We start from the raw sequence: 22,514 nt of genomic DNA on the forward strand, positions 1-22,514 counted from the left end.
TGCCCTCCGGGACATGCTCTTCACGACATGACCGAACAGACATGCCTCGAAAGGCATGTCCATAAGCGCATCACTCGCCCGCCCGCACCCCGAGCGCGCGCTCGAGGTCGCGGATCCGGATCTCCTGCAGCTCTTGCTCGATCCGCCCGCGCTCCTCGTGCAGCGAGTAGTCCGTCTCCGTCGCCGCCAGCCCCTCGATCATGCGCTCGATCGTGCGGGTCAGCCCGCCCGGCCCGAAGAACTGCCCGCCCTCCGCCTCCAGCCCCTCCGCCGTCTCGCGCAGGTTCACCGCCATCATCCCCAGGCTGTCCGCCGCCGCCAGCGTCATCTCTCTGCGCCGCCGCTGCTGTGCCGCCTCGACCTTGGCGATCTTCGCGTCGAGCCGCAGCCACTCCTTGAGCCGCGCCCTGTACCCCGGCGACTGCGGCACCTTCTCGAGCGCCCCCTGGGTCGCCGACGGGAACCGCCAGTACGGCTGGTTGCGCGACGGGTCCCAGCGCTCGCCCTCGTCCCCGGCGCGGCCCATGAAGATCCCCAGCGGCAGCGCGTGGTCCAGCATCAGCGTCGCCGCCGCGCCCGCGCTCGTCACGATCGGCCCGACCTGGGCCACCCGCGGCTGCCATTTGCGCGCCGATCCGCGCTCGACCTGCGGAGCAAACTTCGGGTCGGTCGAGATCGTCAGCGTCGAGCCGACCAGCGCCACATGGACATCGCGCCACGCCGGCACCGTCACCACGTGCCCGCCCCCCTTGCCGCGCTTGACCTTGAGCCCGGATCGACCGAGCGACGAGCCCGGGATCTTCGCCATCGTCACCGCGACCAGCGTCGCCGCCGTCGTCGCGCTCTTGAACCCGAGCGCGAGGTTGAACCCGAGCTCCGCCTTGTTGCCCGCGCGGGCCAGCGCCCGCGCGTCCGCGGTCGTCAGCGCGAAGCTCACCGCCCCGTCGAGCAGCTCGAGCGCCGTCCGCGGCTCGCCGCCGATCTCCCGCTGCAGCGTCGCGAACAGCGCGTCGACGCTCTGGCCGTCGGCCCGCAGCAGCACGTCGAGCGCCGCCAGCCCCTCGTTCACGTCGAGGTTGCCGCTGGTCCCCAGCAGCACCCGCTCGCTCGCCGCCGTGATCGCCAGCGGCGGCGTCGTCCCCGGCTGCAGCGCCTTCCGCAGCAGCGCCGTCTCCGGCGCCCGCGTCCGCGCCGTCCCCGTGATCGCCTCGGGCCCCAGCGACAGCCCCAGCGCGATCGGCCCCAGCGGTCCGAACAGCGCGCGCCACACCTCCTGATCGCGCTGCCGACGCTCGCGCTGCTGCCTGTCCATCGCCTCCTGCTCGGCCGCGACCTGCTCCCAGCGCGCGATGTCCTCGGCCGGCGCCCCGTGCTCGCGCAGCCGCTGCAGCTCCTGCTCCGCCCAGCTCGTCGCCTTCTCCTCGCTGCGTCGGCTCGCCTCGATGTCCGCGCGCAGCCGGCCGGCGACGTCGACGAACGCGATCAGGTCGCGCGTCAGCACCGGCGTCATCGCCTGCTGCCAGCGCGGCGACGCCGACAGGCCGCGCGCCGGGTCGACGCTCGCCAGCTCGCGGGCGAAGTCGTAGGGCGCGAGCTGCGGGCTGGAGACGAGCACCAGGAACGCGAACTCGTCGCGCAGCACCAGCTGATGGGGTGCACCTGGCTCATGGGCCAGGACGATCCCGCGGTCCTCGAACACGAGGTCGACGGACCCGCCGAGCTTCGTCCCGGCGCGGTCGACGAATTCGCGGAACCGCAGCGGGTCGGTCAGCGAGAAGAAGTAACAGCTCGCGCCGCTGCCCGCGTCGAGCAGCGCCATGCCGATCGGCCGATCCGGGTCGACCCCGATCTCCGGCCAGCGCCCCGGGTCGAGCAAGTTCACCCCCAACATCTGTTCGAGGTACGCCGACGCCTGCTCGTAAAACGGCCGGTAGGTCCCGATCAGCGCCGCCACGTCGACCACGCGCAGCAGGTGGCGCACGCTCGCCGCGCTCACCACCACACCTGTCCTTTCGGGCAGCAGATCGATCGGCGCCCGCGCCAGCGCCACGGCCGGCGGCCCCGCCGGCTTGCGCGTCGTCGGCGGCGCGGCCACGGGCGCCGTCGTCGGCGACGCGGTCGGCGTCTCCGGCCTCGGTCGACAACCGGCGACGACCAGCCCCGCCGCCAGCACCCCGGACCACCACCGCGAACTTTCGCGCATATCCCATCGTAGCACCGGGCTCGTGCCCCGGCGGTCGCCCGCGCGCGCCCGATTCATGGCGACGCCGGCACCCGCTCCCACGCCTCGTACTTGCTCGCCGGCTCCGGCCCCGCGAACACCTGGATCGCCACCAGCGGCTCCGCCCCGTTCTCGAAGCTGACGAGCGCGCCCGGCGGCATGTAGATCGTCGTCCCCGGGCCCACCTCGTGCGATTGCCCGTCGATCATGAAAATGCCCGCGCCGCTCAGGATGTGAATGTACTCCTCGGTCGGGTCGCGGTGCTCGGGCACCTTACCCCCCGGGGCCATCTCGAGCTTGCCGATGAACGCGTTGCGGCCCCGCGCCAGCGTCCAGATCTGCGCCGCCCCGCCGCCCTTCTGCCGGTGCTCCGCCTGCGCCAGCGACGTCACCGCCGCCGGCAGCGGCGTCTCTTGCTTCGCCGCATCCTGCTTCGCCGCGTCCTGCTTCGCCGCCGACGCCTGCGGCTCGCTCTTCGGCGCCGGCGCGCGGTCGCAGCCGATCGTCACCATCATCGCAAAGAGGATCGAAGCGCCGCGGCGTGGCATCGCGCCGCAACGTACATCACCCCGCGCACGCCTCGCAACGCCTCTCGCCACATTTGCCGGGACTCGATACGCGCCGACGACCTCGAGCTCGACGCGGCAGATCCAGCCACCGCGCCGTCGCTGTCGCGAGCAGACGCGGCGAGGTCCGTATTACGCCCCGTCACGCGCCCTCACTGCACTCGAAAGTCGAACCCGAGGCTCTCTCGGCGCGACGGCGGCCCTGCGTCAGCCGGCGCACCTCGCCGCCCACGCAGTCACGCGTCACGACGCCCCCGCCTCACAGCACCGGGAAGTCGAACTCGAGGTTCTCGCGGCGCGACGTCGGCGTCTGAGCGCCCTGCGTCAGCCGTCGCACCTCGCCGACCACGTAGTCGCGCAGCTCGGACACGCGGATCGTGCCGTCGCGGTCGAGGTCGGCCAGACCCGAAGTCAGCCCTTGCAGCACGCTGAACGTGAACACCCCGTTTTGCCACTGCGGCGACTCGAGCGCGAACTCGGCCCCGCTGGCCGACGAGATCACCGCCGCCCCCGAGCCGCGGCGCAGATCGGCGAACAGCTGCGCCAGCAGCTCGTGCGTGCTGTCCGGGCTCTGGATCGCCCCGCTGTAGCTGAACGAGCGGAAATCGGTCGCCAGCTTGACCTGCCCGCCGCCGCGGACCGCCCCGCCCGGCACCGGCGGCGGCGTGCGGATCGCGTCCTCGTCGACCTCGCCCGAATGGCAGGTGTCCATCATCATCAGCTTGCGCCGCGCCGGGATCCCGTCGAGCAGGCTCTCGAGCTGCTCGTACGACAGCCCGCGCTTGCCCGGCGCCTCGCGCTCGAAGTCGTGGGTCACGAAGTAATAATCGAGGTTGGTGTCGAGCATCCCGTGCCCGGCCACGAACACCACCACCTGATCGTCGATCTTGGTGTTTTGAAGCGCCTGCCGGGCCGCCAGGATGTTCTCGCGGCGGGCCTCACCGTCGAGGATCTGCAGCACCTCGACCTTGCCGAACCGCTTGCCGCGGGCCTTGAACAGCCCGGCGACGTCGCGCGCGTCCTTGGCCGCGTACTTGAGGTTCAGCTTCACGTCGGCGTACTGCGACACCCCGACCGCCAGCACGTAAAGATCCGACGCGCGCGCCGACGCCGTCGACACCACCTCGACCGTGTCCTTGCGCGACTCGGTGCCGGCCGCGTTGAGCGTCGACACCTGGATCTTGTTGCGCCCCGGCAGCAGCTCGATCGCCAGCGAGCGCTCGTGGCGGCGCGAATTCTCCGGCCGCAGATCGATGCCCGCCGAGCCGTGGATCGGCACGTCGTTGACGTACACCAGCAGGCGGTCGAGCTCGAAGCGATCGTCGGTGGCCGTCAGTTGCAGTTGCAACGTCCGCTCCGGCGTGCTGACCGGCACCTCGCTCGTGATCTTCGCCGTCGGCAGGTGGTACTCCGGCCGCAGCGACGCCTCGTCGATGCGCATCTTCTTCAGGCGCTTCTTGTAGGCCTTCTCGTACAGCCCCAGCAATTCCGGCGGCGCGTAGCCGAACCGCCGCAGCACCAGGTCCGGGCGATTGAGCCGCAGGTCGAACAGCTCGACCGGCACGATCGTCTCGCCGAGCCGGAACGACACCGACTCGAACCCCTGACGCGACGCCGTGTAGTAATGATCGGGCGTCTCGATCACGTAGCCGTCGGCCCCGATCGTCACGATCGTCGCCACCTCGGCCTTCGTCGCCAGGTCCCACACCTTGACCGTCAGGTCATAGCTCGCGGTCGCCACGAAGCGGTCGTCGTGGCTGAACGCCACCGAGTCGACCTCCGCCCCGTGGCCCGCCAGCGTCGCCACCAGCGAGCCCGTGCGCATGTCCCACAGCCGCGCCGTGCGGTCGGCGCTGGCCGTCGCCAGCAGGTTTCCGTCGCGGCTGAAGTCGGCCCCGAGCACCGCCAGCGAGTGGCCCTTCAGGCGGTGCAGCAGCGGCATCTCGCCCGCGAGCCCGAACACGTGGACCGCGTTGTCGCCGAAGCTGATCTCGCTGATCGTCTGCGCCAGCATGTGCGTCCCGGCGCCGATCGCCACCTTGTCGCGCGCGTCGGACCAGGTCACCCCATTGATGCTGTCGCGGTGGGCGCAGCCGCCCTTGCCGAGCGCGAACGTCTTCGCGTCGAACTCGACGAACGTCGAGGTGTCTTTGAACACCACGTAGATCGTCTTCGCGTCGGCCGACCACCCGAGCCCCGACACCGTCGCCATCGTCGAAAGCGTCTGGCGGCCCATGCTCTCCTGACAGCCCGCCTCGAGCCCCCCGCCCTTGCTGCTGCGCAGGCGCTTGCCCGTGGCCACCTCGTACACCGACACCACCGCGTCGCCGTGGGCGATCGCCAGCGAGTTGCCGTCGGGCGCCATCGACTGGGCCGTCGCGCCCTCGGCCGCGAACCGGCGCACCAGCGTCAGCGTGCGCGCGTCCCACATCGACACGCCGAGGCCGTCGCGCGTGATCAGGTGACGCCCGTCGCGCGAGAACTGCACGTCGTCGACCAGCCCGACCTTGGCCCACTCGAACCCGAGGAAATTCTCCTCTGCCGGATCGCGCTCGACCTTGGGCCCCGCCGGCACCGACTTCGGCGCCGCCCCGCGCCGCAGGTCGATCACCCGCAGCAGCCCGTCGAAGCCCGCCGTCGCGATCACCGGCGCGTTCGGGCTCCACGCCACGTGCAGCAGCTTCGCGTCGTTGCCGAACGCCCCGCCGACAGTGTTCCAGAACGTGCTGCGGAACGTCCGCAGCTTGGCCCCCGTGGCCCCGTCGTAGAGGTCGACCTGCATGTCGTCGATCGCCGCCGCCACGCGCCCGCCCGGCGACAGCTCCGCGCGCGCCAGCCCCGAGTCTTGCGCGGCCGCGAACCCGCTGATGCGCCGCCCGCTGCGCGGCTCGACCCGCAGCAGCTCACGCCCGCGGTGGACCGTCAGCTCGCCATCATTCGCCCACCCGACCAGCGTGCCCGGCACCCGCGCGGCCTCGGCCCACGAGCCCGCGTCGTAGACGTGGACCGCCTCGCCGGCGTCGATCGCCACCAGCTTGCCGTCGGGGCTGAAGCGCAGACGCTTGCCGCCGGCGCCGCCCGCCGCGACCGCGATCGTGCCGAGCAGCCCGCCCGCCTCGGCGTTCCACACCTGGACCTCGTCGGTCACCGTCAGCAGCGTCTTGCCGTCGCGCGACCACGCCAGGTCCTTGACCTCCTGGGTGTGCATCAGCGCGTGCTTGACCGCCTTTTGCTCGAGGTCCCAGATAGCGACCACCTGGTCCTGGATCTGCGCCGCGCTGGCCAGCCGCTTGCCGTCGGGTGAAAACTCGACGCTGCCGACCCACCCGCTGTGGCCCGGCAATGTCGCCACCTCGACCCCGCTCGCCACCTCCCACACGTGAATCGCCTTGTCGAAGCCCGCGGCCGCCAGGCGCTTGCCGTCGCCGCTCCACGACAATGCATGGACCGGCCCGGTCGCGCCGGTGAGCGTGCGCCACTCCTTGCCCATGCGCACGTCGTACAGCTTGACCAGCCCGTCGACGCTGGCCACCGCCAGCCACCGGCCGTCGGGCGAGAACTTGGTGTCCCTCACCCAGTGGCTCGATCCGGCCTGCACCACCAATTCCGGCTGCGGCCCCGCCTCCACGCCCGCCGTCGCCGCCGGCTCCTCCGGCGCGCGCACCGTCGGGCGCTTGCAGCCAACCGCCCCGAGCGTCGCGCACACCAGCCCCGCGAGGCCCCAGGCCCGAATCGTCGCAGCCCTCATCGCGACCCCTGAAACCCGATCTTCAGGCCCACGTGCCAGCGCCACGCCCGGCCGAACCCGCGCTCGCCGTCGATGTGCCGCTCGGCCGCCGGGAAGTCGTTGCTATAACGATAGGCCGGCAGCGTGATCCCGGCGTACGGCGCCAGCTCGAAGCCGCGGGTCACGCGAATGTGCAGCGCGAAGTCACCGCCGAAGATCCCGCCGATCCCGATCGCCCGCCCCTCCTTGACCATCGGCAGCGGCGCCGGCAAGTTCGGATCGGCCTCGCCCACCAGTGAATCGGTGCGGCCGAAGCCGAGCCCGAACCCCAGCAGTGCCATCAATGCCGGGCGTACCCGCCAGTCGGGCGGCAGCGCCAGCAGGTCGAATCCGTAGATGATCTCGACCCGCCGCACCAGCAATTCCTCGACCTTCGGCACCTGCCACACGTCGCGGTGGAACGTGAACTGCACATAGGCCCGCGGGTGCAGCAGCGCCCCGATCGAGATGTCGAACCCGTTCTTCTCCGTCAGCTTGAGGCCCGACAGCGTGTAGTCGCCGAACGCCTTGCTGTAGTTGCCGCCGACGAACACGTAGGACTTGTGCGAGCCGCCGCGCCAGTAATCCTTGATCTCCCTGGCGAGCCGCCCCTTCGATCGCTCGGGCGCGGGCTCGGGCGCCGGCTCGGGCGTCGGCGCGACCGGGACTGACTCGACCGGCGCCGACGGGGCCGGCACGGGCTCGACTGGTTGCGGCTGCGGCTGCACCGGCACCGGCGCCGCAGCGACCCCGCGCGGCTCGGCGGCCCGGATGCGCTCGACCGCCTTCTGCCCCAACGCGGCGACCATCAGCGGCGTCAAGATCTTGCGCTGCTTGGCCTCGGGCCCCTGGGCGACGAACAGCTTGACCACCACGTTGTCGACCCGGAACACGAGGTTGTACATGATGACCTCGATGCCGATGCCGTAGGTGTCGCCCTGCGCGGTGAACATCCGCGTATCGGCCCCGACCGCCGGCGGCGTGTTGACCGGCGGCAGGCCCTCGGCCAGCTCGTCCATCGCCGAGGGCATGAACCGCGCCGCCGCGTCGGCGCTGGGGAACACCCACCGCAGATCGTGGACCTGCCACATCGCCGTCGAAGCGTCCTTCGCCGTCCACAGCTTCTTCCCCCAGTGCGTGCAGCCGAACTGCGCCGCGCCCGGCTCACAGCCGGCCTTGGCCCAGTCCCCCGTCATGTCCGACGGGCTCGCGAGATCGCCGGCCTGCAGGTACGTCGCCTGAAAGCTGCCGTCGTCGGTGCCCCACGGCGGCCCCGCGTGGGCCACCCGCGCGAACGCCAGCGTCGCCGCCAATACACACACAGCTCGGACACCCACGCGACCCGGCGTCGACATTGCGCGCATCGTATCACTTCCTCGCTGCGGCGATATCCGCCGCGCCGGAGGGCCGCCGATCCGCGGCGGCCGAAATCACCCCAACGAAATCACCCCATCGATCAGGGCGTGTGCTGGAACGCGAAGATCTGGTGGATGCTGGTCGCACCCGCCGTGTTGGCGGCCTTCATCGACACACCCGGCGCGTCGCCGGGCTGGGCCAGCCCGAACGTGCGCGCCTGGGTCCCGCCGCACGGCGTGCCCGGGTTGTACGAGAGATCGCGGGCTCCGCAGGCCAGCTCGTCGGCGTTCGTCTTCTGCTTGCCGAGCGCCGTCTCGAGCCGGGTCAGCGGCTCGACCGACGCGACGACGTGGACCTGCTCGAGCCCGACCCCGTCGGCCTCCAGCGTGAAGAAGCCCGGCTGCGGCGGGATCCGCAGGTCCTTGCCCGCCGGCAGCGGATTGGCCATGGGCATCTGCGGATGCGGGAACATCACGTTGATCCCGCCCGACGGCGTCTCTTGATATAGATACACGTGCGCCTGCGCGCTGGTGCGGAGCGTGAGGTACACGTTGGTGCCGGTGGCGATCGCGGCGTTCGGCGGCACCACCGAGTATTGCGACTCGCCTGGCCGTTGCGCCAGCACCCCGAATTCGAGCTGGAGGTCGACCGCCTGCTCGGCGGGCACCATCGCCACGTAGATCTGCTTCAGCGCCTTCTGATACGACTCCGCGTCGGGCGCGTGCTCGAGCACCAGCAGCAGGCTCTCGAGCTTCTCCATCCGCTCGCGCAGCGATCGCGCCTCGCCGCGGTACTCGTCCGGCGACATCGCGCCGTTCTTGTAATCCATGCACAGCGTCCGCCAGCGCGACAGATAGCGCTCGACCGCCGAGTCGACCTCGCGGACCGCCGCCACCGACGTCTCGGCCTCGGCCCCGAACTTGCCGACGTTGACGCGGCCCTCGACCTTGCGCGCGTCGTAGCGGATCTCGGTGTCGCAATCGGGGCTGCCGCTGCCGCCCGATTTTTTGCAGCTGCCCAGCGCGAAACCGAGCGCCACTGCGACGAATGCTACTCCAACCCTCGAGCCAGCGCGCATGTGCGTGAGCAACCTGCCCGCACCGGCCCGGGGCTGTCAATGGTCATGTTTGACCGGGCGCTTATGCGGACAGTGCCCGCTCGACGGCCGCCATCACCTCGGGCGCGAGCGGCTCGACCTGCGGCTCGAAGCGGTGCGTCACGTGGCCGTCCTTGTCGACCAGGAACTTCGTGAAGTTCCACTTGATCTCGCCGCGCAGGCCCTCCGGCAGCTCCTCCGTCAGGGTGCGATACAGCGGCGACTTGTCGCCCTTGGCCTGGACCTTCTCGAACAGCGGAAAGTTGAGCGAGAACCGCGTATCGCAGAACTGCTGGATCTCCTCCGGCGAGCCCGGCTCCTGCGCGCCGAAGTCGTTGCACGGGAACCCGAGCACCGTAAAGCCGCGATTGCGGAAGCGCTGGTGCAGCGCCTCGAGCGCTTGGTACTGCGGCGTCAGCCCGCACTGGGAGGCGGTGTTCACGATCAGCAGCACCTGGCCGCGATAGTCGGCGAGCGAGCGGGGAGCGCCGGCGAGGGTCCGGACTTCGTGGTCGAGCGCAGGGCCTTGCATGGCCGGCACCCTACCACGCCCCTGCCTGCGCGCGCACCTCCGCCGCGTGCGCGCGGCCCGACGTGTGGCACCCTCCTGGCGATGCCGGAAGTCCCAGCCCGCGTCCACAACCTCCCGGCCGCGCGCGCCCAGTTCGGCGACCTCATCGGCCGACTCCTGCCCGCCTTCGAGCGCGCCGACCCGCTCGCCGACGCGGCCGCGGCCTGGCTCTCGACCTGTCCCGAAGGACATGCCGTCTTCGCCGCCGCGCTGACCGACCCCGGGCGCGCCCCCGAGCCCGTCGCTGCCTTGCTCGAGTCGGTCGCCGGTCTGCCCGCGTGGGTCGAGCCCGACCGGCTCGCGCGCGCCAGCCACCTGTTCTCGCGGGCGGGTGTGGTCGGCGGCTTCGTGCTCGGCCTGCGCTCGCTCGTCCTTGGCTACGCCGCCCCGGCCGGCAACAAGCCGCTGGCCTTCAGCGGTCGCCTGCGCGAGGCCGCCCCGCGGCGGCTCGCCGAGACCGCCCGCTTCGTCACCGCCGTGTGCGAGCCTGGCGGCCTGCTGCCTGGCGGCGAGGGCCGGGCCATCGCCCTGCACGTGCGCCTCATGCACGCCCAGGTGCGGCGCCTGCTGCTCGCCACCGGTCGCTGGGACAGGGCCGCCTGGGCCGTGCCGATCAACCAGCACGACATGCTCGCCACCAGCCTCCTCTTCAGCCACACCTACCTCGACGGCCTGCGCCTGCTCGGCCTCCAGATCGGCGCTGACGAGGCCGACGACTACGTCCACCTGTGGCGCCTGGCCAGCTGGATCCTCGGCGTCGACGACGAGCTCGTGCCTGACCGCGAGCCTGCCGCGCGGCGCCTCGCCGAGTGCATCTTCCTCACCCAGGGCCCGCCTGACGCCGACTCCCGGGCCCTCACCGCGGCCCTGCTCCAGGCCCCGCTGCAGGCCGCGCGCACCCCTCGCGAGCGGAAGATCGCCGCCGCGCGCGTGCGCATCAGCGGCAGCCTTTGCCGCCACCTCGTCGGCCACGGCGTCGCCGACGCGCTCGGCGTCCCCTCCGAGCGCCACCCCTTCTCGATCCCCTTGCTCGCCTCCGTGTTCGGCGGCCTCGACCGCCTGCGCGCCGTCCTCCCCCCGCTCGACGCCTCCGCCGTCGCCCTCGGCCGCCGCTACTGGGACCTCGTCGTCGAGGTCGGCCTCGACGGCGAGCGCCCGACCTACCCCATGCCCGAGCGCCTCGGTCGCCGCCCCACCGCCGCCTGACCCTTTTTAAAACATGTCCTTTGGGTCATTGTCATGACATGACCCGAGGGACATCCGATGCTCCCCGCCCCGACGTTCCCCGCCCGTCCCCGAGCCTCCCCATGTCGACCCTCTCCGAGCTCCCCGACCCGCGCGTCACCGCCGTCCGCGACCTCCCCGCCCGTCCCGACGGCGACTATGTCCTCTACTGGATGATCGCCTATCGCCGCACCCGCGGCAATCACAGCCTCGACCGCGCCCTCCGCTGGGCCCGCGAATTGAACAAACCACTGCTCGTGCTCGAGCCGCTGCGCTGCGACTACCCGTGGGCCTCCGATCGCCTGCACGCGTTCGTGCTCGCCGGCATGCGTGACAACCAAGGCCGCTGCGCCGAGGCCGGCGTCGCCTACTACCCCTACGTCGAGCCGGGCCCGCGCGCCGGCGCCGGCCTGCTCGCCGCCCTCGCCGCGCGCGCCTGCGTGGTCGTCACCGACGACTGGCCGTGCTTCTTCCTCCCGCGCATGGTCGCCGCCGCCGGCGAGCGACTCGAGGTCCGCCTCGAGCAGGTCGACGGCAACGGCCTCCTGCCGATCCGCGCCGCCGGCCGCGTGTTTCCCACCGCCTTCGCCTTCCGCCGCTACCTGCAAAAGACGCTCGGCCAGCACCTCGGCGAGGGCCCGCGCGCCGACCCGTTCTTGCGCCTGCGCCTGCCCGCAGCCCCGGCCTTGCCCGCCGAGATCACGCGCCGCTGGCCGCCCGGCATCCCCGACGGCCTCGACGCCCTGCCCATCGATCACGCGGTCACCCCGGCCGGCCGCGGCGGCAGCGTCGCCGGTCACGAGCGTCTGCGGCGCTTCGTCGACGGCACCCTCGGCGGCTACGAGGCCAGCCACAACACCCTCGACGCCGACAACACCAGCGGCCTCTCGCCCTACCTCCATTTCGGCCACGTCGGCGCCCACGAGGTCTTCGACGCCGTCATGCGCAGCGCCGGCTGGAGCCCCGACAAGCTCAAGAAGAACGCCGGCGGCAAGCGCCACGGCTTCTGGGGCGTCGCCCAGGACACCGAGGCCTTCCTCGACCAGCTCGTCACCTGGCGCGAGCTCGGCTTCAACATGTGCACCTATCGCGACGACTACGCCGATTACGACAGCCTCCCGGGCTGGGCCCGCCAGACCCTCGCCGACCACGCGGGCGACCCGCGCCCCAATCTCTACACCGTCGACCAGCTCGAGCGCGCCGCCACGGCCGACCCGCTGTGGAACGCCGCCCAGACCCAGCTCGTGCGCGACGGCGTGATCACCAACTACCTGCGCATGCTGTGGGGCAAGAAGATCCTCGAGTGGAGCCCCAGCCCGCAAGCGGCCCTCGCCAACCTGCTCCGCCTCAACGACAAGTACGCGCTCGACGGCCGCGATCCCAACTCCTACACCAACATCCTGTGGATCTTCGGCCGCTACGACCGCCCCTGGGGCCCCGAGCGCCCGATCTTCGGCAAGATCCGCTACATGAGCAGCGACAACACCGCCCGCAAGATGCCGACCCGCGACTACCTGCGCCGCTACGCGGCCTGAACCTGGCCGCGGGCCCGTTGCGACGATCCCTGCGACTCGCTCGCGCGGGCAAGGAGCGACGGCGAGTGCGCGCCGCATCCGGAGCGAGGTCAGCCTCGCCTCGTCCCGAGATGGCCGTCGAGTTACTTCGAGTCACGTGACTCGCCGTGACGCCGTCGCCCTAAAGGACATGTTTTAATAGACATGTCTTTCGGAGCACGCCCTTAAGAGCATGTCCTTTAGACTAGTCGCAGGCGACCGTCACCAGCGCGGCCTCGCCCTCGATCGTCGGCGCCGCCCCGCTGGTGCACACCGTCACGCTCGCCGATTCGCCGTCGACCGTCACGCTCGCATGCTCGGCCGTCAGGCGTGACGCGCCGACGTGGGCCATGTCGGACGCCGCGATCGTCACCTCCGGCCCTGCGCCGGCCAGCGTCACCCGGCTCGCGTCGCGGGCGACCACCGTCGCCGCGATCTCGGTCAGTTCGCTCGCCTCGACCAGGCTCGCCAGCTCGGCCTCGATCGCCAGCGCTCCGCTGGCCCCGAGCACGCGCACCACCGCACGGTCGGACGCGAACACCCCGACCAGCGCCGGCACCTCGAGCGTCACCGTCGGCTTCAGCGTCAGCTCCTGACGCAGGTTGGGATCGGCCGCGATCGACAGCACCCCGTCGCCGTGGACCTCGGTGAACAGCCGCCCGAGCGCGTTTGCGTCGCCGGTCACGCGCAGCGTCACGTCGGCCTCCGGGTCGAGCTCGGGCCGCACCGTCACCGTCACCTCGAAGTCGTCGAACACCTCGATCTGGGCCAGCGGCGGCACCGTGCGCTCCGCCTCCGCGGGGGTCCCGTCGCCCTTCAGTTCACAGCCCGCCAGCAGCGCGAGCGTCGCGATGGTCCTGCGCACGGCCGGCACCGTAGCGCGTCCCGGTGGCCCCCGGGCGCCCCTCGGGCTCGTGCGGAACCGCCCGCCGCCCGCCACAGCAGGCGTGGACGGCCTCGCGGCCCGCGTGGCAGCATCCTGCGATGGTCTCCGTCCAGCGCAGCTCCCTGCTCGTCACCTCGCTCGTCCTCGCCGCCTGCGGCGACTCGCAAGCGGGCACCGACACCGCCGCCACCACCGCCGAGACCGAGGCCCCCGGCAGCAGCGAGGCGAGCGGCGGCAGCGAGGCCACCGGCACCCCGACCACCAGCGAGCCCGCGCCGACCACCAGCACCACTGACGGCGGTGAAGCCGTGCGGCCCAACTGGCATCAGGACATCGCCCCGCTGGTCACCGCCAGCTGTCAGAGCTGCCACGTCGCCGGCGGGATCGCCCCGTTCGCGCTGACCGACTACGAGGAGTCGAAGCAGTGGGCCGGCGTCATGGCCAGCAGCGTCGCCCTCGGCCTCATGCCGCCGTGGCACGCGCTCGAGACCGACGTCTGCCAGCCGCCGCTGCCCTACCTGCACGACCCGCGGCTGTCGGACGAGCAAAAGGCCATGTTCCAGGATTGGGCCGATCTGGGCGCGCCCGAAGGCGATCTCGCGCTCGCGGCCCCGCTGCCGTCGCCGCCCTCGCTCGACCTGGCGAACCCGACCAAATCGATCACGATGGCCACCCCGCTGACCGTCGACAGGGTCGGCAACACCACCGATTTCTTCCACTGCCTGAGCCTGGACCCGGGCAACGACGCCCCGGTCTACGTCGACGGCATCCAGGTGCTCGCGGGCAACCCGAAGATCGTGCATCACGTGCTGATCTACGTCGACGCCGGCGCCGACTCGGCGAGCTGGCCCGGCGGGGTCAAGCAGAACTGCGGCGGCGGGTCCGGCATCGGCAACGCGCAGCTGATCGGCGGGTGGGTCCCCGGCGGCATGCCGATGATCGCGCCCGCGGGCGTGACGACCGAGCTGCCGGCCGGCGCGCGGCTGATCCTCAACGTCCACTATCACGCCACCGGCGGCGGCCCCGAAGAGGACAAGGCGACCGGCCTCGCCCTGCGCTGGAGCGACACCGCGGCCGAGTGGTCGACCCTCTTCACCCTCATCGGCGCCCCCGGCATGGGCACGTCGTTGAACGGCCCGCTGATGATCCCCGCCGGCGCGTCCGGACACGTCGAAGAGTACGAGTACACCGTGCCCGCCGAGATCCCCGTGTTCGCCGACGTGCGCGTCTGGACCGTCCTCAATCACATGCACAAGGTCGGCGTCGACATGCGCGTATGGGTCGAGAGCGGCGACACCGAGACCTGCCTGCTGCACACCCCGAAGTGGGACTTCAACTGGCAGCGCTCCTATCAATACGACGCCCCGATCGGCTCGAGCTTCCGCGTCCGCGCCGGCGACAAGGTCCGCCTCCGCTGCGTCTACGACAACACGATGGCCAACCCCGGCGTGGTCGAGATGCTGGCCGAGGCCGGCCTCGACGCCCCGGTCCCCGTCGGCCTCGGCGAGGGCACGCTCGACGAGATGTGCCTCACCGGCGTCGGTGTGGCCATCAAGGGCGGACTCTGAGGGCAGATGCCCGCCGGCTCGAGCCGGCGACCGGCGCAGGTCGAGCGGCATGCGGGCGAGACACTCTCGCCACGCATGACACGTGCTGTGAAGCCTCGCGACTCGCACGACTTCCGCCCCGCGCGCCGAATACGGCGAACCGCCAATCGCCCGCCCCCGACCCCTCGGGGAGTGGTAAGAATCCGCGCCATGCTCGACGAGTCGCAGAGGATCCCCGCCTTCGAAGCCGCCCTCAGGCACGGCTTCGGCCTCGACCCCGCCGCCCTGCTCGAGTCCGAGGGCTGGTGGCGCTTCGAGATCGAGGGCATCAAGTTCCAGGGCGGCATCCACTCGCGCGATGTCCAGGTCTCCGCGCTGATCTGCAACCTCGACCCGGGCTGCGACTTCGACGCGTTCTACGAGGACATGAACCAGGCCGCGTGCCCCGAGGGCCTGGCGCGCTTCGCCGAAGCGGACTGCTACCTCTACGCCAAGGCCGCGCTGCCCTTCGGATCGGTGTCGCAGGCGCAGATCGAGCAAGCGATCCGCGACTGCATCACGGTCAAGCGCTCGCCCGGCGCGACCGGGCTGCGCGCGAACTGGGCCTGGTACGGCTGACCCGCGAATCTACACGACCCTGCGCCGACGGCGGAAGCCGAGCAGCGCGAGCAGCCCGAGCGCGGCCGCAGGGCCGTTCTGCTGCCGGCAGCCGCAACCGCCGTCGTCATCGGTGCCGGCCGCGGTCGTGGCGCTGTCCTCGCTCGTGCCGCCGCTGCTCGAAGTCTCGCCTTCCCCGCCAGTCGTGTCGGCGCCGGTCGTCGGCTGCTCGCCGGTCGTCTCCGATTCGCCGGTCGTCGACAGCTCGCCTGTGGTCGACTCGTCCGGCAGCTCGGGCGCCGGCTTGTTGACGCCGATGGCGATCGGCGCGGCGTAGGCCTCGTTGCCCGCATGGTCGACCGCGATGGCGCTGATCACATAACCGCCCGCCGGTAGTCCGACGCTCCAGGTGTACGGCCCGGCCTCGCGCTTGCCGTTCGGGACCTCCTTCTCGTTGAAGACGAGCCGCACCTCGGCGATACCCCAGCCGTCCGGCTTGCCCGCGCCGTCGCTCGCCACGGCGGTGATCTTCAGCGGCAGCGGGCCCTCGGACTCATACGTATGACCCTGCATCAGCCCGACGATCTCGACCTGCGGCGGTTCGTCGTCGACAATTTCACCATAGGCCGGACCGCAAGCCGCGCTCGCCTCCGAGACCGGCGCGTCGGCCTGGCAGCCGGTCGCCCAGGTCCCGGCAGGCACCCCGGGCTGCAGGGCGAAGCCGCCGCAGTCGGGGCTCGGATCCCACGTGCCATCGGGCGTATGGCAGGGCGTGATATCGACGTTGAGGTAGGACTCGAATTTCTCGATGTGCTTGTGCATCATCGAGAAGTATTGCTCGGCTCCGCAGCCGCCGATGACATACGAGGCGATGCCGAACACCCGCCAGCCGCCGTCGGGCAGCTGCAGCATCACCGGACCGCCGGAGTCGCCGTAGCAGATGCTGTGCATGTCGTCGCCCGTGATCAGCATCTCCTCCCCGGGGAAGCCGGCGATCTTCGCCGTCGTCTCGCGCTTGAGCCCCGTCGGGCCGTTGTCGGCCTGGCCGAAGCCGATCAGCGACACCTCGGCGCCGACCTGCAACGCGTCGAGCTCGCAGCCCATCAAGATCGGCACGATCGGGACATCGGTCACCGGCTCCGCGAGCCGGCACCCGCCGATGTCGCTCCCGAAGGTGATCCCGTCGGGGACCATGAAGCAGTCCTCGGTCTCGACCACTCGCGCCTGCGGGTCGGCGCGGTCCTCTCCGAACAGAGCGAACTTGAAGTCGGCCCCGCAGTGACCCGCGAAGATCACCACCTCCGGGTGGACGAGCGTGCCGGTGCAGCTGTTGCCGCCGTCGTCCAGATAGACGGTGGTCGGCCAGCCGCACTCCTGGACCTCGGTCCCCTGATAAATCCCCTGCGGGAGCTGCGGGTCCGCGGACGCGAGGCCCGGCGTGAAAAGGAAGATGGATGCGAATGGGTAAAGATAGATGGAAAACACCGAATCATCCTAGCCATGATTCGCGGCTCGCGGCGAACGCCCCCATGCTCCATGCAGCGAGCGGACCATGAGCTTGGAGCGATCGACGCCGATCGGAACCGTGAAACATCGGCAAATCGCCGACGGTCGGCGCCAGAAAGCCGCGGCGCCCCTGTGTGAGTACGACTGCGACCCGATCGACCGGCTCCGCCGATTCTTGGAGAATGTTCGGTGCGAGCATCACGGTCTCGCCGAGGCGCGCACGGGGAGACGCCATCAGGAGGTCGCCATCGAAGTCACGCCTTCATGGTTTCACGCGGCGACGATCTTGCGCAATCGTAAACTCTCGGCCCGTGACACACGCCGGGACAGCGCGTGGCCCGGCATGCCCGGCAAGCTCCTCGACCTCGATCGGGCGCGAGGCCCGTCGACTCAGCCGGCCCGCGCCTGCGCCAGCTTGAACAGCAGATGGCTGACCTGGGCGAACTTCAGCACCTGGGGATTGCGGGTGCGCGCCGACATCTCGTGACACACCAGCTTGAACTGCACCACGTCGAACAGCACGTGGACGGGATCGGGGTCCTCTGCGACTCGCCGGCGCAGCTCGATCACCTGGTCTCGCAGACCCGGCGGGATACTCGATAGATAGGGCGCGAGATCGTCGAACATGGGCTGCAGGATCCTCGCAGTCGCCGCTCGAGTCGAATGCAAACGGCTGCACCCCGCCGGCGCCCGCGCTGCGGCATCCGGGGCTCGCCGGGCGGCCTCCGCGAGCGCGCGGAAAGGATCCGCACCGTTGACAATCTTCGCGCCCTCACCGCACAGTCTCGCGCATGAGCCCACCGATCTCGCGGCGCGGCATCCTGCGCGGAACTCTCGGCGGCGGCACAGTCCTCGTCGGTGAGAGCTGCGCCCCGAAGATCGTCGGCGAGCGCGCCGAGGCGCCCTCCCTGCCCGCTGTCGGCGATGCCGGGCCCGCCTCCCACGCGCTCGAGTTCACCGTCAACGGCGCCGCCAGGTCGATCACCGTCGACCCCGAGCGCACCGCCCTCGAGCTCGTGCGGCGCGACCTCGGCCTCACTGGTTGCAAGGAGGCCTGCGGTCACGGGGCCTGCGGCGCCTGCAGCGTGCTGCTCGACGACGTCCCGGTCGCCGCCTGCCTGCTCCCCGCCGTCGCCCTGCACCGCCGCAAGCTCGTCACCGTCGAGGGACTCGCCCCCGCTGGCGAGCTGCACCCGGTGCAGCGCGCCTTCATGGCCGAGGACGCCCTGCAGTGCGGTTTTTGCACCCCCGGCTTCGTCGTCGCCGCCAGCGCCTTTTACACGCGCTGGCGCGCCGAGCACGGCGACGCCGAGCCCGACCGCGACACCGTCGCCGCCGCGCTGGCCGGCAACCTGTGCCGCTGCGCCGCCTACGACGGAATCATTCGAGCTGTCCAAAAGGCCAGCTCCGGCGCCTACGAAAAACCACCCGGCCCCGAGCCCGCGCCGCCGCGCTACGACGCCCGCGACAAGGTCACCGGCGCCGCCAAGTACACCGTCGACGTCCAGCTCCCCGGTCAGCTCGAGGGCAAGATCTTGCGCTCCCCGCACGCCCACGCGCGCGTGCGCAAGGTCGACTGGTCGAAGGCCCTCGCGCTGCCCGGCGTGTTCGGGGCGGTCGATCTGCTGCACGGCGGCACCACCCTGCGCTTCGTCGGCCAGGAGATCGCCGCCATCGCGGCGATCGACGCCCGCACCGCCGAGGCCGCCCTCGCCGCGATCGAGCTCGACCTCGAGGTCCTGCCGCCGCTCGTCGGCATGGACGCCGCGCGGGCCCCCGGCGCCGCCCCGGTCTACCCGACCCGCAACACCCGTAAATCGGCCCCCAACGCCAGCGAGGGCCCGCTCCTGCCGCTCGGCTGGGACGGCAACGTGCGCGGCCCGTTCCAGCTGTTCAGCACCGCCAAGCTCAAGGCCCGCCGCGCCGTCGCCCGCCTGCGCGAGGCCCCGGCCGAGGGCGTCCTGGTCGAGGGGACCTACAAGACCCAGGTCCAGTGCCACACGGCCCTCGAGCCCCACGCCTGCGTCGCCCGCTGGACCGACGACGACGCCGTCACCGTCCACCTCTCGACGCAGGGGGTCCACGCCGTGGCCGAGGACATCGCCGAGCGCTGGGGCCTGCGCCGCGACCGCGTCCGCGTGCTCGCGCCGTACGTCGGCGGCGGCTTCGGGGCCAAGGTCACCCTGCAGCTCGAGTGCGTCGCCGCGGTCGAGCTGGCGCGCATCACCGCGAGGCCGGTGCGGGTGGTGCTCGAGCGGCGCGAGGAGCTGACGACCGGCGGCCTGCGCCCGGCCCAGGAGATCGAGCTCGCGGTCGCGACCGACCGCGACGGCTACCTGCAGGGCGTCACCGCCCGCGCCTTCGCCGACGCCGGCTGCAGCGTCGGCTCGACCAGCACCGTGCTCATGCGGCTGATGTACGCCAAGGCGCCCAAGGACATCGCCGACTGGGACGTCGTCAACCACGCCCCGCCCGGCAAGCCGTTCCGCGGCCCCGGCGGCCCGCCGGTGTTCTGGGCCCTCGAGCAGGCCGTCGACATCGCCGCCGAGCGCCTCGAGCTCGACCCGATCCTCCTGCGCAAGCGCTTCGACCCCAACCCCGCCCGCAATCACCTCTACGATTGGGCCCTGTCCCTCAAGACATGGCGCGAAAGACAGCCCGCACAGAGCGACCGCGGCCGGTTCCGCCGCGGCATGGGCCTGGCCGTCGGCGGGTGGTTCTACTTCGTCCAGCCGAGCGCGCGCGTGCAGATCGACGCCGGCCCCGACGGCATCGTCGCCTCGACGGCCTGCCAGGACATCGGCAACGGCACCCGCACCGTCATCGCCGCCACCGTCGCCGCGGTCCTCGGCCTCGCCCCCGCCGACATCAAGGTGGAGATCGGCGACTCCTCGCTGGTCCCGGGCCCGACCTCGGGCGGCAGCCGCACCACCGCCTCGCTGGTCCCGGCCGCGACCATGGCCGCCGAGCAGCTGCGCGACGAATTGCTGGAGCGCGCCGAGCAGCTCGTCGGCGCCCGCGGCGTCGCCGTACCCGGCGGCGTCCGTCACCCGCGCGGCGTCGTCACCTGGCAGCAGCTCCTCGCCGGCTCGCCGCCGCTGCGGTTCGTCGGCACGCGCAAGCGCGACAAGGGCGGCTATTTCTTGCCGCCGATGGCCGACATCGCCCCCGGCCGCTACGTCGCCGGCTCGCTGCAGATCATCGAGGTCGAGGTCGACACTCGCCTCGGCAAGATCCGCGTGCTGCGCTCGCACACCGGCATCGCCGCCGGCCACATCGTCGCGCCCGCGCTCGCGCGCAGCCAGGCCCTCGGCGGCGTGATCCAGGGCATCGGCTACGCCCTCTACGAAGAGCGCCGCCTCGACCCGAACACCGGCGCCCTCCTCACCGGCGGCCTCGAGGATTACCGGATCCCCGGCATCGGCGACATCGGCGAGCTCGACGTCCACTTCGTCGAGGACGGCTACGAGCGCGTCAACGGCCGCAGCGTCGGCCTCGCCGAGCTCGTCACCCTCGCCCCCGCCGCCGCCATCGGCAACGCCGTCGCGCACGCCACCGGCTTCCGCCCGCGCGAGCTGCCGCTACGCCCCGACCGCGTCCTGCAAGGACTCCGCGGATGACCCTCTCCTCACGAGCCCGAAGCCCGCGCATGACCTCTCTCGTCGCCGCAGCTCGGCCCGGGCGCATCGCCGAACAGCCCTCGCGCATGACCTCTCCCGTCGCCGCTGCTCGCCCCGGGCCCATCGCCGAACAGCCCCCGCGCATGACCTCTCTCGCCACCGCACTTCGCCGCTCCGCACGAGGTGCCCGATGACCGCGCTCGAGCTCCCGACCACCCTCGACGCCGCGCTCGGCCGCCCCGGTGAGCTGCGCGCCGGCGGCACCGACCTCACCGAGCGGCGCCGGCTCGACCTGTCCCGGGGGACAGTCATCGACCTGCGCGACGTCCCCGGCCTCGACGCCATCACCTGGCGCGAAGGACAGCTGCACCTCGGCGCCCTCGTCACCCTCGCCGCCGTCGCCGCGCACCCCGACGTGCGCGCCCGCTACCCGGCCGTGGCTGCCACCGCGGCCGCCGTCGCGACCCCGCAGATCCGCGCCCGCGCGACTGTCGGCGGCAACCTGCTGCAGCACGTGCGCTGCTGGTACTACCGCCGCCCCGGCGCCGACTGCCTCAAGAGCGGCGGCAGCGGCTGCCCGGCCCGCAGCGGCGACCACCTGTTCCACGCCTGCTTCGACCTCGGCCCGTGCGTCGCGCCGCACCCGTCGTCGCTGGCGACCGCGCTGCTGGCCTACGAGGTCCGCGTCGAGGTCGCCGGCGACCGCGAGCACACCCTCGCCAGCCTCTACGGCGACGGCTCCGATGCGCGCCGGCACCACATGCTGCCGCCCGGCGCGCTGCTCACCGGCGTGCTGCTCGGCCCGCCCCTCGCCGGCGAGCAGGCGGCCTACGTGCGCGCGACCAGCCGGGCCCGCGCGGAGTGGCCGCTGGTCGAGGTGGTGGTGCGCCTGGCGGTGGCCGCCGGCCGCATCGACACCGCCCGCGTCACCGTCGGCGGGGTGGCCAACCTCCCGCTCCGCCTCGCCGCGGTCGAGGCCCTGCTGGTCGGCAAACCCGCGCACGAGGCGACCCTGGCCGCCGCCGCCGCGGTCGCAGCCGAGGGCGCGAAGCCGCTGACCCACACGGCCTACAAGCTCGACCTCCTGCGCGGCGCGGTCCTCGACGCGCTCGAGCGCGCGCTCGCCCACACGCCGACCGCCGCGACGCCCGCCAAGACCCCCGAGCCATCGCCCGATAAACCCGCGACCGCCGAGCCGACCTGACCTCGAGGACAGCCCATGCAACTGTGCCGCCACCTGCGCTGGAAAGGCCACTCGCACGACGCGACCGAGCTGGCCGAATTCATGCTGACGTTCGCCCGCAACCAGGTCCCCTACTCGTGCCTCCACACGTGCCAACCATGGGGCCCCGACGACGAGCTCGCCGCCCCGGAGGCCTGCAACGACAGCCGCCCGTGCTACAAGCCGTCCCCGCTGGTCACCCTCCGCCTGAGCTGAGACGCCGCTCAAAAAAACAAATGTAGATGCGCAGGGAGGGACTCGAACCCTCACGCCCCTCGCGGGACCTGGCCACCTCAAGGCCAGCCGTCTACCAATTCCGTCACCTGCGCGCGCTGCCGCTGCTCGTCGTGATTCCCTGATGCGCAAGAAGGGACTCGAACCCTCACGCCCCACCCGGGGCCCGGCGTTCTGAGCGCCGTACGTCTGCCAATTCCGCCACTTGCGCCTGTCGCTCCCCAGTTCAAAAGAATGCGCAGGGAGGGACTCGAACCCTCACGCCCCATCCGGAGCCTGGCGTTCTGAGCGCCAGCCGTCTACCCATTCCGTCACCTGCGCGTCTCTCAAAAAAGTCCGCGGGGCAGGGATCGAACCTGCCCGCGCCGAAGCGCCGTCGGTTTACAGCCGACTGCCCCACCATTGAGGCGTCCCGCGGAAAATTCCCCCGTCCTCTTCTCCTCATCACAAAAGCATGCGCAGGGAGGGCCTCGAACCCTCACGCCCCTCGCGGAGCCCGACGTTTTGAATGTCGGTTGTCTACCGAATTCCAGCACCTGCGCGAATCAC

At 71.7% G+C, this 22,514-nt stretch carries 16 protein-coding genes and 5 tRNA genes; 7 read left to right on the forward strand and 14 right to left on the reverse strand.

Features of this window, described 5'->3' with window-relative positions; all coding sequences use genetic code 11:
* Positions 1-70 precede the first annotated feature (70 nt).
* The 6 genes from POL25_RS34490 to POL25_RS34515 all read right to left on the reverse strand — a co-directional run bounded on the left by POL25_RS34490 (position 71) and on the right by POL25_RS34515 (position 9,537).
* The gene (locus POL25_RS34490) at positions 71-2,203 is read right to left on the reverse strand and encodes a hypothetical protein (RefSeq protein ID WP_272090564.1); all 2,133 of its coding nucleotides are present in this window, start codon (positions 2,201-2,203) and stop codon (positions 71-73) included.
* Positions 2,204-2,256: 53 nt separating this feature from the next.
* Positions 2,257-2,769, reverse strand: a complete 513-nt coding sequence (locus tag POL25_RS34495; RefSeq protein ID WP_272090565.1) for a cupin domain-containing protein — start codon at positions 2,767-2,769, stop codon at positions 2,257-2,259.
* 277 nt (positions 2,770-3,046) lie between these two features.
* The gene (locus tag POL25_RS34500; RefSeq protein WP_272090566.1) at positions 3,047-6,535 is read right to left on the reverse strand and encodes a caspase family protein; all 3,489 of its coding nucleotides are present in this window, start codon (positions 6,533-6,535) and stop codon (positions 3,047-3,049) included.
* Positions 6,532-7,890: a hypothetical protein gene (locus POL25_RS34505; RefSeq protein ID WP_272090567.1), complete on the reverse strand. Its 1,359-nt coding sequence runs from the start codon at positions 7,888-7,890 to the stop codon at positions 6,532-6,534. Before POL25_RS34505 ends, POL25_RS34500 begins: the two co-directional genes overlap by 4 nt.
* Positions 7,891-8,009: 119 nt before the next feature.
* Positions 8,010-8,948, reverse strand: a complete 939-nt coding sequence (locus POL25_RS44670; protein ID WP_272090568.1) for a DUF4384 domain-containing protein — start codon at positions 8,946-8,948, stop codon at positions 8,010-8,012.
* A 100-nt stretch (positions 8,949-9,048) separates the two neighbouring features.
* Positions 9,049-9,537 carry a glutathione peroxidase gene (locus POL25_RS34515; RefSeq protein ID WP_272090569.1) on the reverse strand — a complete coding sequence of 163 codons (489 nt, stop codon included), beginning with the start codon at positions 9,535-9,537 and terminating at the stop codon, positions 9,049-9,051.
* An 81-nt stretch (positions 9,538-9,618) separates the two neighbouring features.
* Between POL25_RS34515 and POL25_RS34520 the strand changes: the two genes are divergently transcribed.
* Together POL25_RS34520 and POL25_RS34525 are read left to right on the forward strand one after the other, a co-directional pair.
* A complete protein-coding gene (locus POL25_RS34520) occupies positions 9,619-10,782 on the forward strand; it encodes an oxygenase MpaB family protein (protein WP_272090570.1) in 1,164 nt (387 codons plus the stop codon).
* Between the two features lie 101 nt (positions 10,783-10,883).
* Entirely contained in the window at positions 10,884-12,335 is a 1,452-nt protein-coding gene (locus POL25_RS34525) for a cryptochrome/DNA photolyase family protein (protein WP_272090571.1), read from the forward strand.
* A 223-nt stretch (positions 12,336-12,558) separates the two neighbouring features.
* Here the strand turns inward: POL25_RS34525 and POL25_RS34530 are convergent, their stop codons facing one another.
* Positions 12,559-13,218, reverse strand: coding sequence for a GIN domain-containing protein (locus tag POL25_RS34530; protein ID WP_272090572.1), 660 nt, complete (start codon positions 13,216-13,218; stop codon positions 12,559-12,561).
* A gap of 119 nt (positions 13,219-13,337) precedes the next feature.
* Here POL25_RS34530 and POL25_RS34535 point away from each other — a divergent pair, with 119 nt between their 5' ends.
* On the forward strand, positions 13,338-14,807 hold the full coding sequence (locus POL25_RS34535) for a hypothetical protein (RefSeq protein ID WP_272090573.1): 1,470 nt from the start codon (positions 13,338-13,340) through the stop codon (positions 14,805-14,807).
* Between the two features lie 189 nt (positions 14,808-14,996).
* The gene (locus POL25_RS34540) at positions 14,997-15,404 is read left to right on the forward strand and encodes a hypothetical protein (RefSeq protein WP_272090574.1); all 408 of its coding nucleotides are present in this window, start codon (positions 14,997-14,999) and stop codon (positions 15,402-15,404) included.
* A gap of 9 nt (positions 15,405-15,413) precedes the next feature.
* On the opposite strand, the gene POL25_RS44675 is transcribed toward POL25_RS34540, so the two are convergent.
* The gene (locus POL25_RS44675; protein WP_272090575.1) at positions 15,414-16,868 is read right to left on the reverse strand and encodes a S1 family peptidase; all 1,455 of its coding nucleotides are present in this window, start codon (positions 16,866-16,868) and stop codon (positions 15,414-15,416) included.
* Positions 16,869-17,279: 411 nt separating this feature from the next.
* Positions 17,280-17,516, reverse strand: a complete 237-nt coding sequence (locus tag POL25_RS34550; protein WP_272090576.1) for a hypothetical protein — start codon at positions 17,514-17,516, stop codon at positions 17,280-17,282.
* A 164-nt stretch (positions 17,517-17,680) separates the two neighbouring features.
* Here POL25_RS34550 and POL25_RS34555 point away from each other — a divergent pair, with 164 nt between their 5' ends.
* The 3 genes from POL25_RS34555 (at position 17,681) to POL25_RS34565 (ending at position 21,947) form a co-directional block, all read left to right on the forward strand.
* Positions 17,681-20,509 (forward strand): molybdopterin-dependent oxidoreductase, encoded by a 2,829-nt coding sequence (locus POL25_RS34555; RefSeq protein WP_272090577.1) that lies wholly within the window; start codon positions 17,681-17,683, stop codon positions 20,507-20,509.
* Between the two features lie 190 nt (positions 20,510-20,699).
* Positions 20,700-21,713, forward strand: a complete 1,014-nt coding sequence (locus POL25_RS34560; protein WP_272090578.1) for an FAD binding domain-containing protein — start codon at positions 20,700-20,702, stop codon at positions 21,711-21,713.
* 15 nt (positions 21,714-21,728) lie between these two features.
* Positions 21,729-21,947 carry a hypothetical protein gene (locus tag POL25_RS34565; protein ID WP_272090579.1) on the forward strand — a complete coding sequence of 73 codons (219 nt, stop codon included), beginning with the start codon at positions 21,729-21,731 and terminating at the stop codon, positions 21,945-21,947.
* A gap of 27 nt (positions 21,948-21,974) precedes the next feature.
* Here POL25_RS34565 and POL25_RS34570 read toward each other — a convergent pair.
* The 5 genes from POL25_RS34570 to POL25_RS34590 all read right to left on the reverse strand — a co-directional run bounded on the left by POL25_RS34570 (position 21,975) and on the right by POL25_RS34590 (position 22,507).
* Positions 21,975-22,060, reverse strand: a tRNA-Leu gene (locus POL25_RS34570).
* Between the two features lie 30 nt (positions 22,061-22,090).
* Positions 22,091-22,176: transfer RNA gene (locus tag POL25_RS34575), tRNA-Leu, on the reverse strand.
* Between the two features lie 24 nt (positions 22,177-22,200).
* Positions 22,201-22,286, reverse strand: a tRNA-Leu gene (locus POL25_RS34580).
* 14 nt (positions 22,287-22,300) lie between these two features.
* Positions 22,301-22,383: transfer RNA gene (locus POL25_RS34585), tRNA-Tyr, on the reverse strand.
* 37 nt (positions 22,384-22,420) lie between these two features.
* Positions 22,421-22,507, reverse strand: a tRNA-Leu gene (locus POL25_RS34590).
* Positions 22,508-22,514 lie beyond the last annotated feature (7 nt).

It is taken from the genome of Nannocystis bainbridge, assembly GCF_028368995.1.
GTDB lineage: Bacteria > Myxococcota_A > Polyangia > Nannocystales > Nannocystaceae > Nannocystis > Nannocystis bainbridge.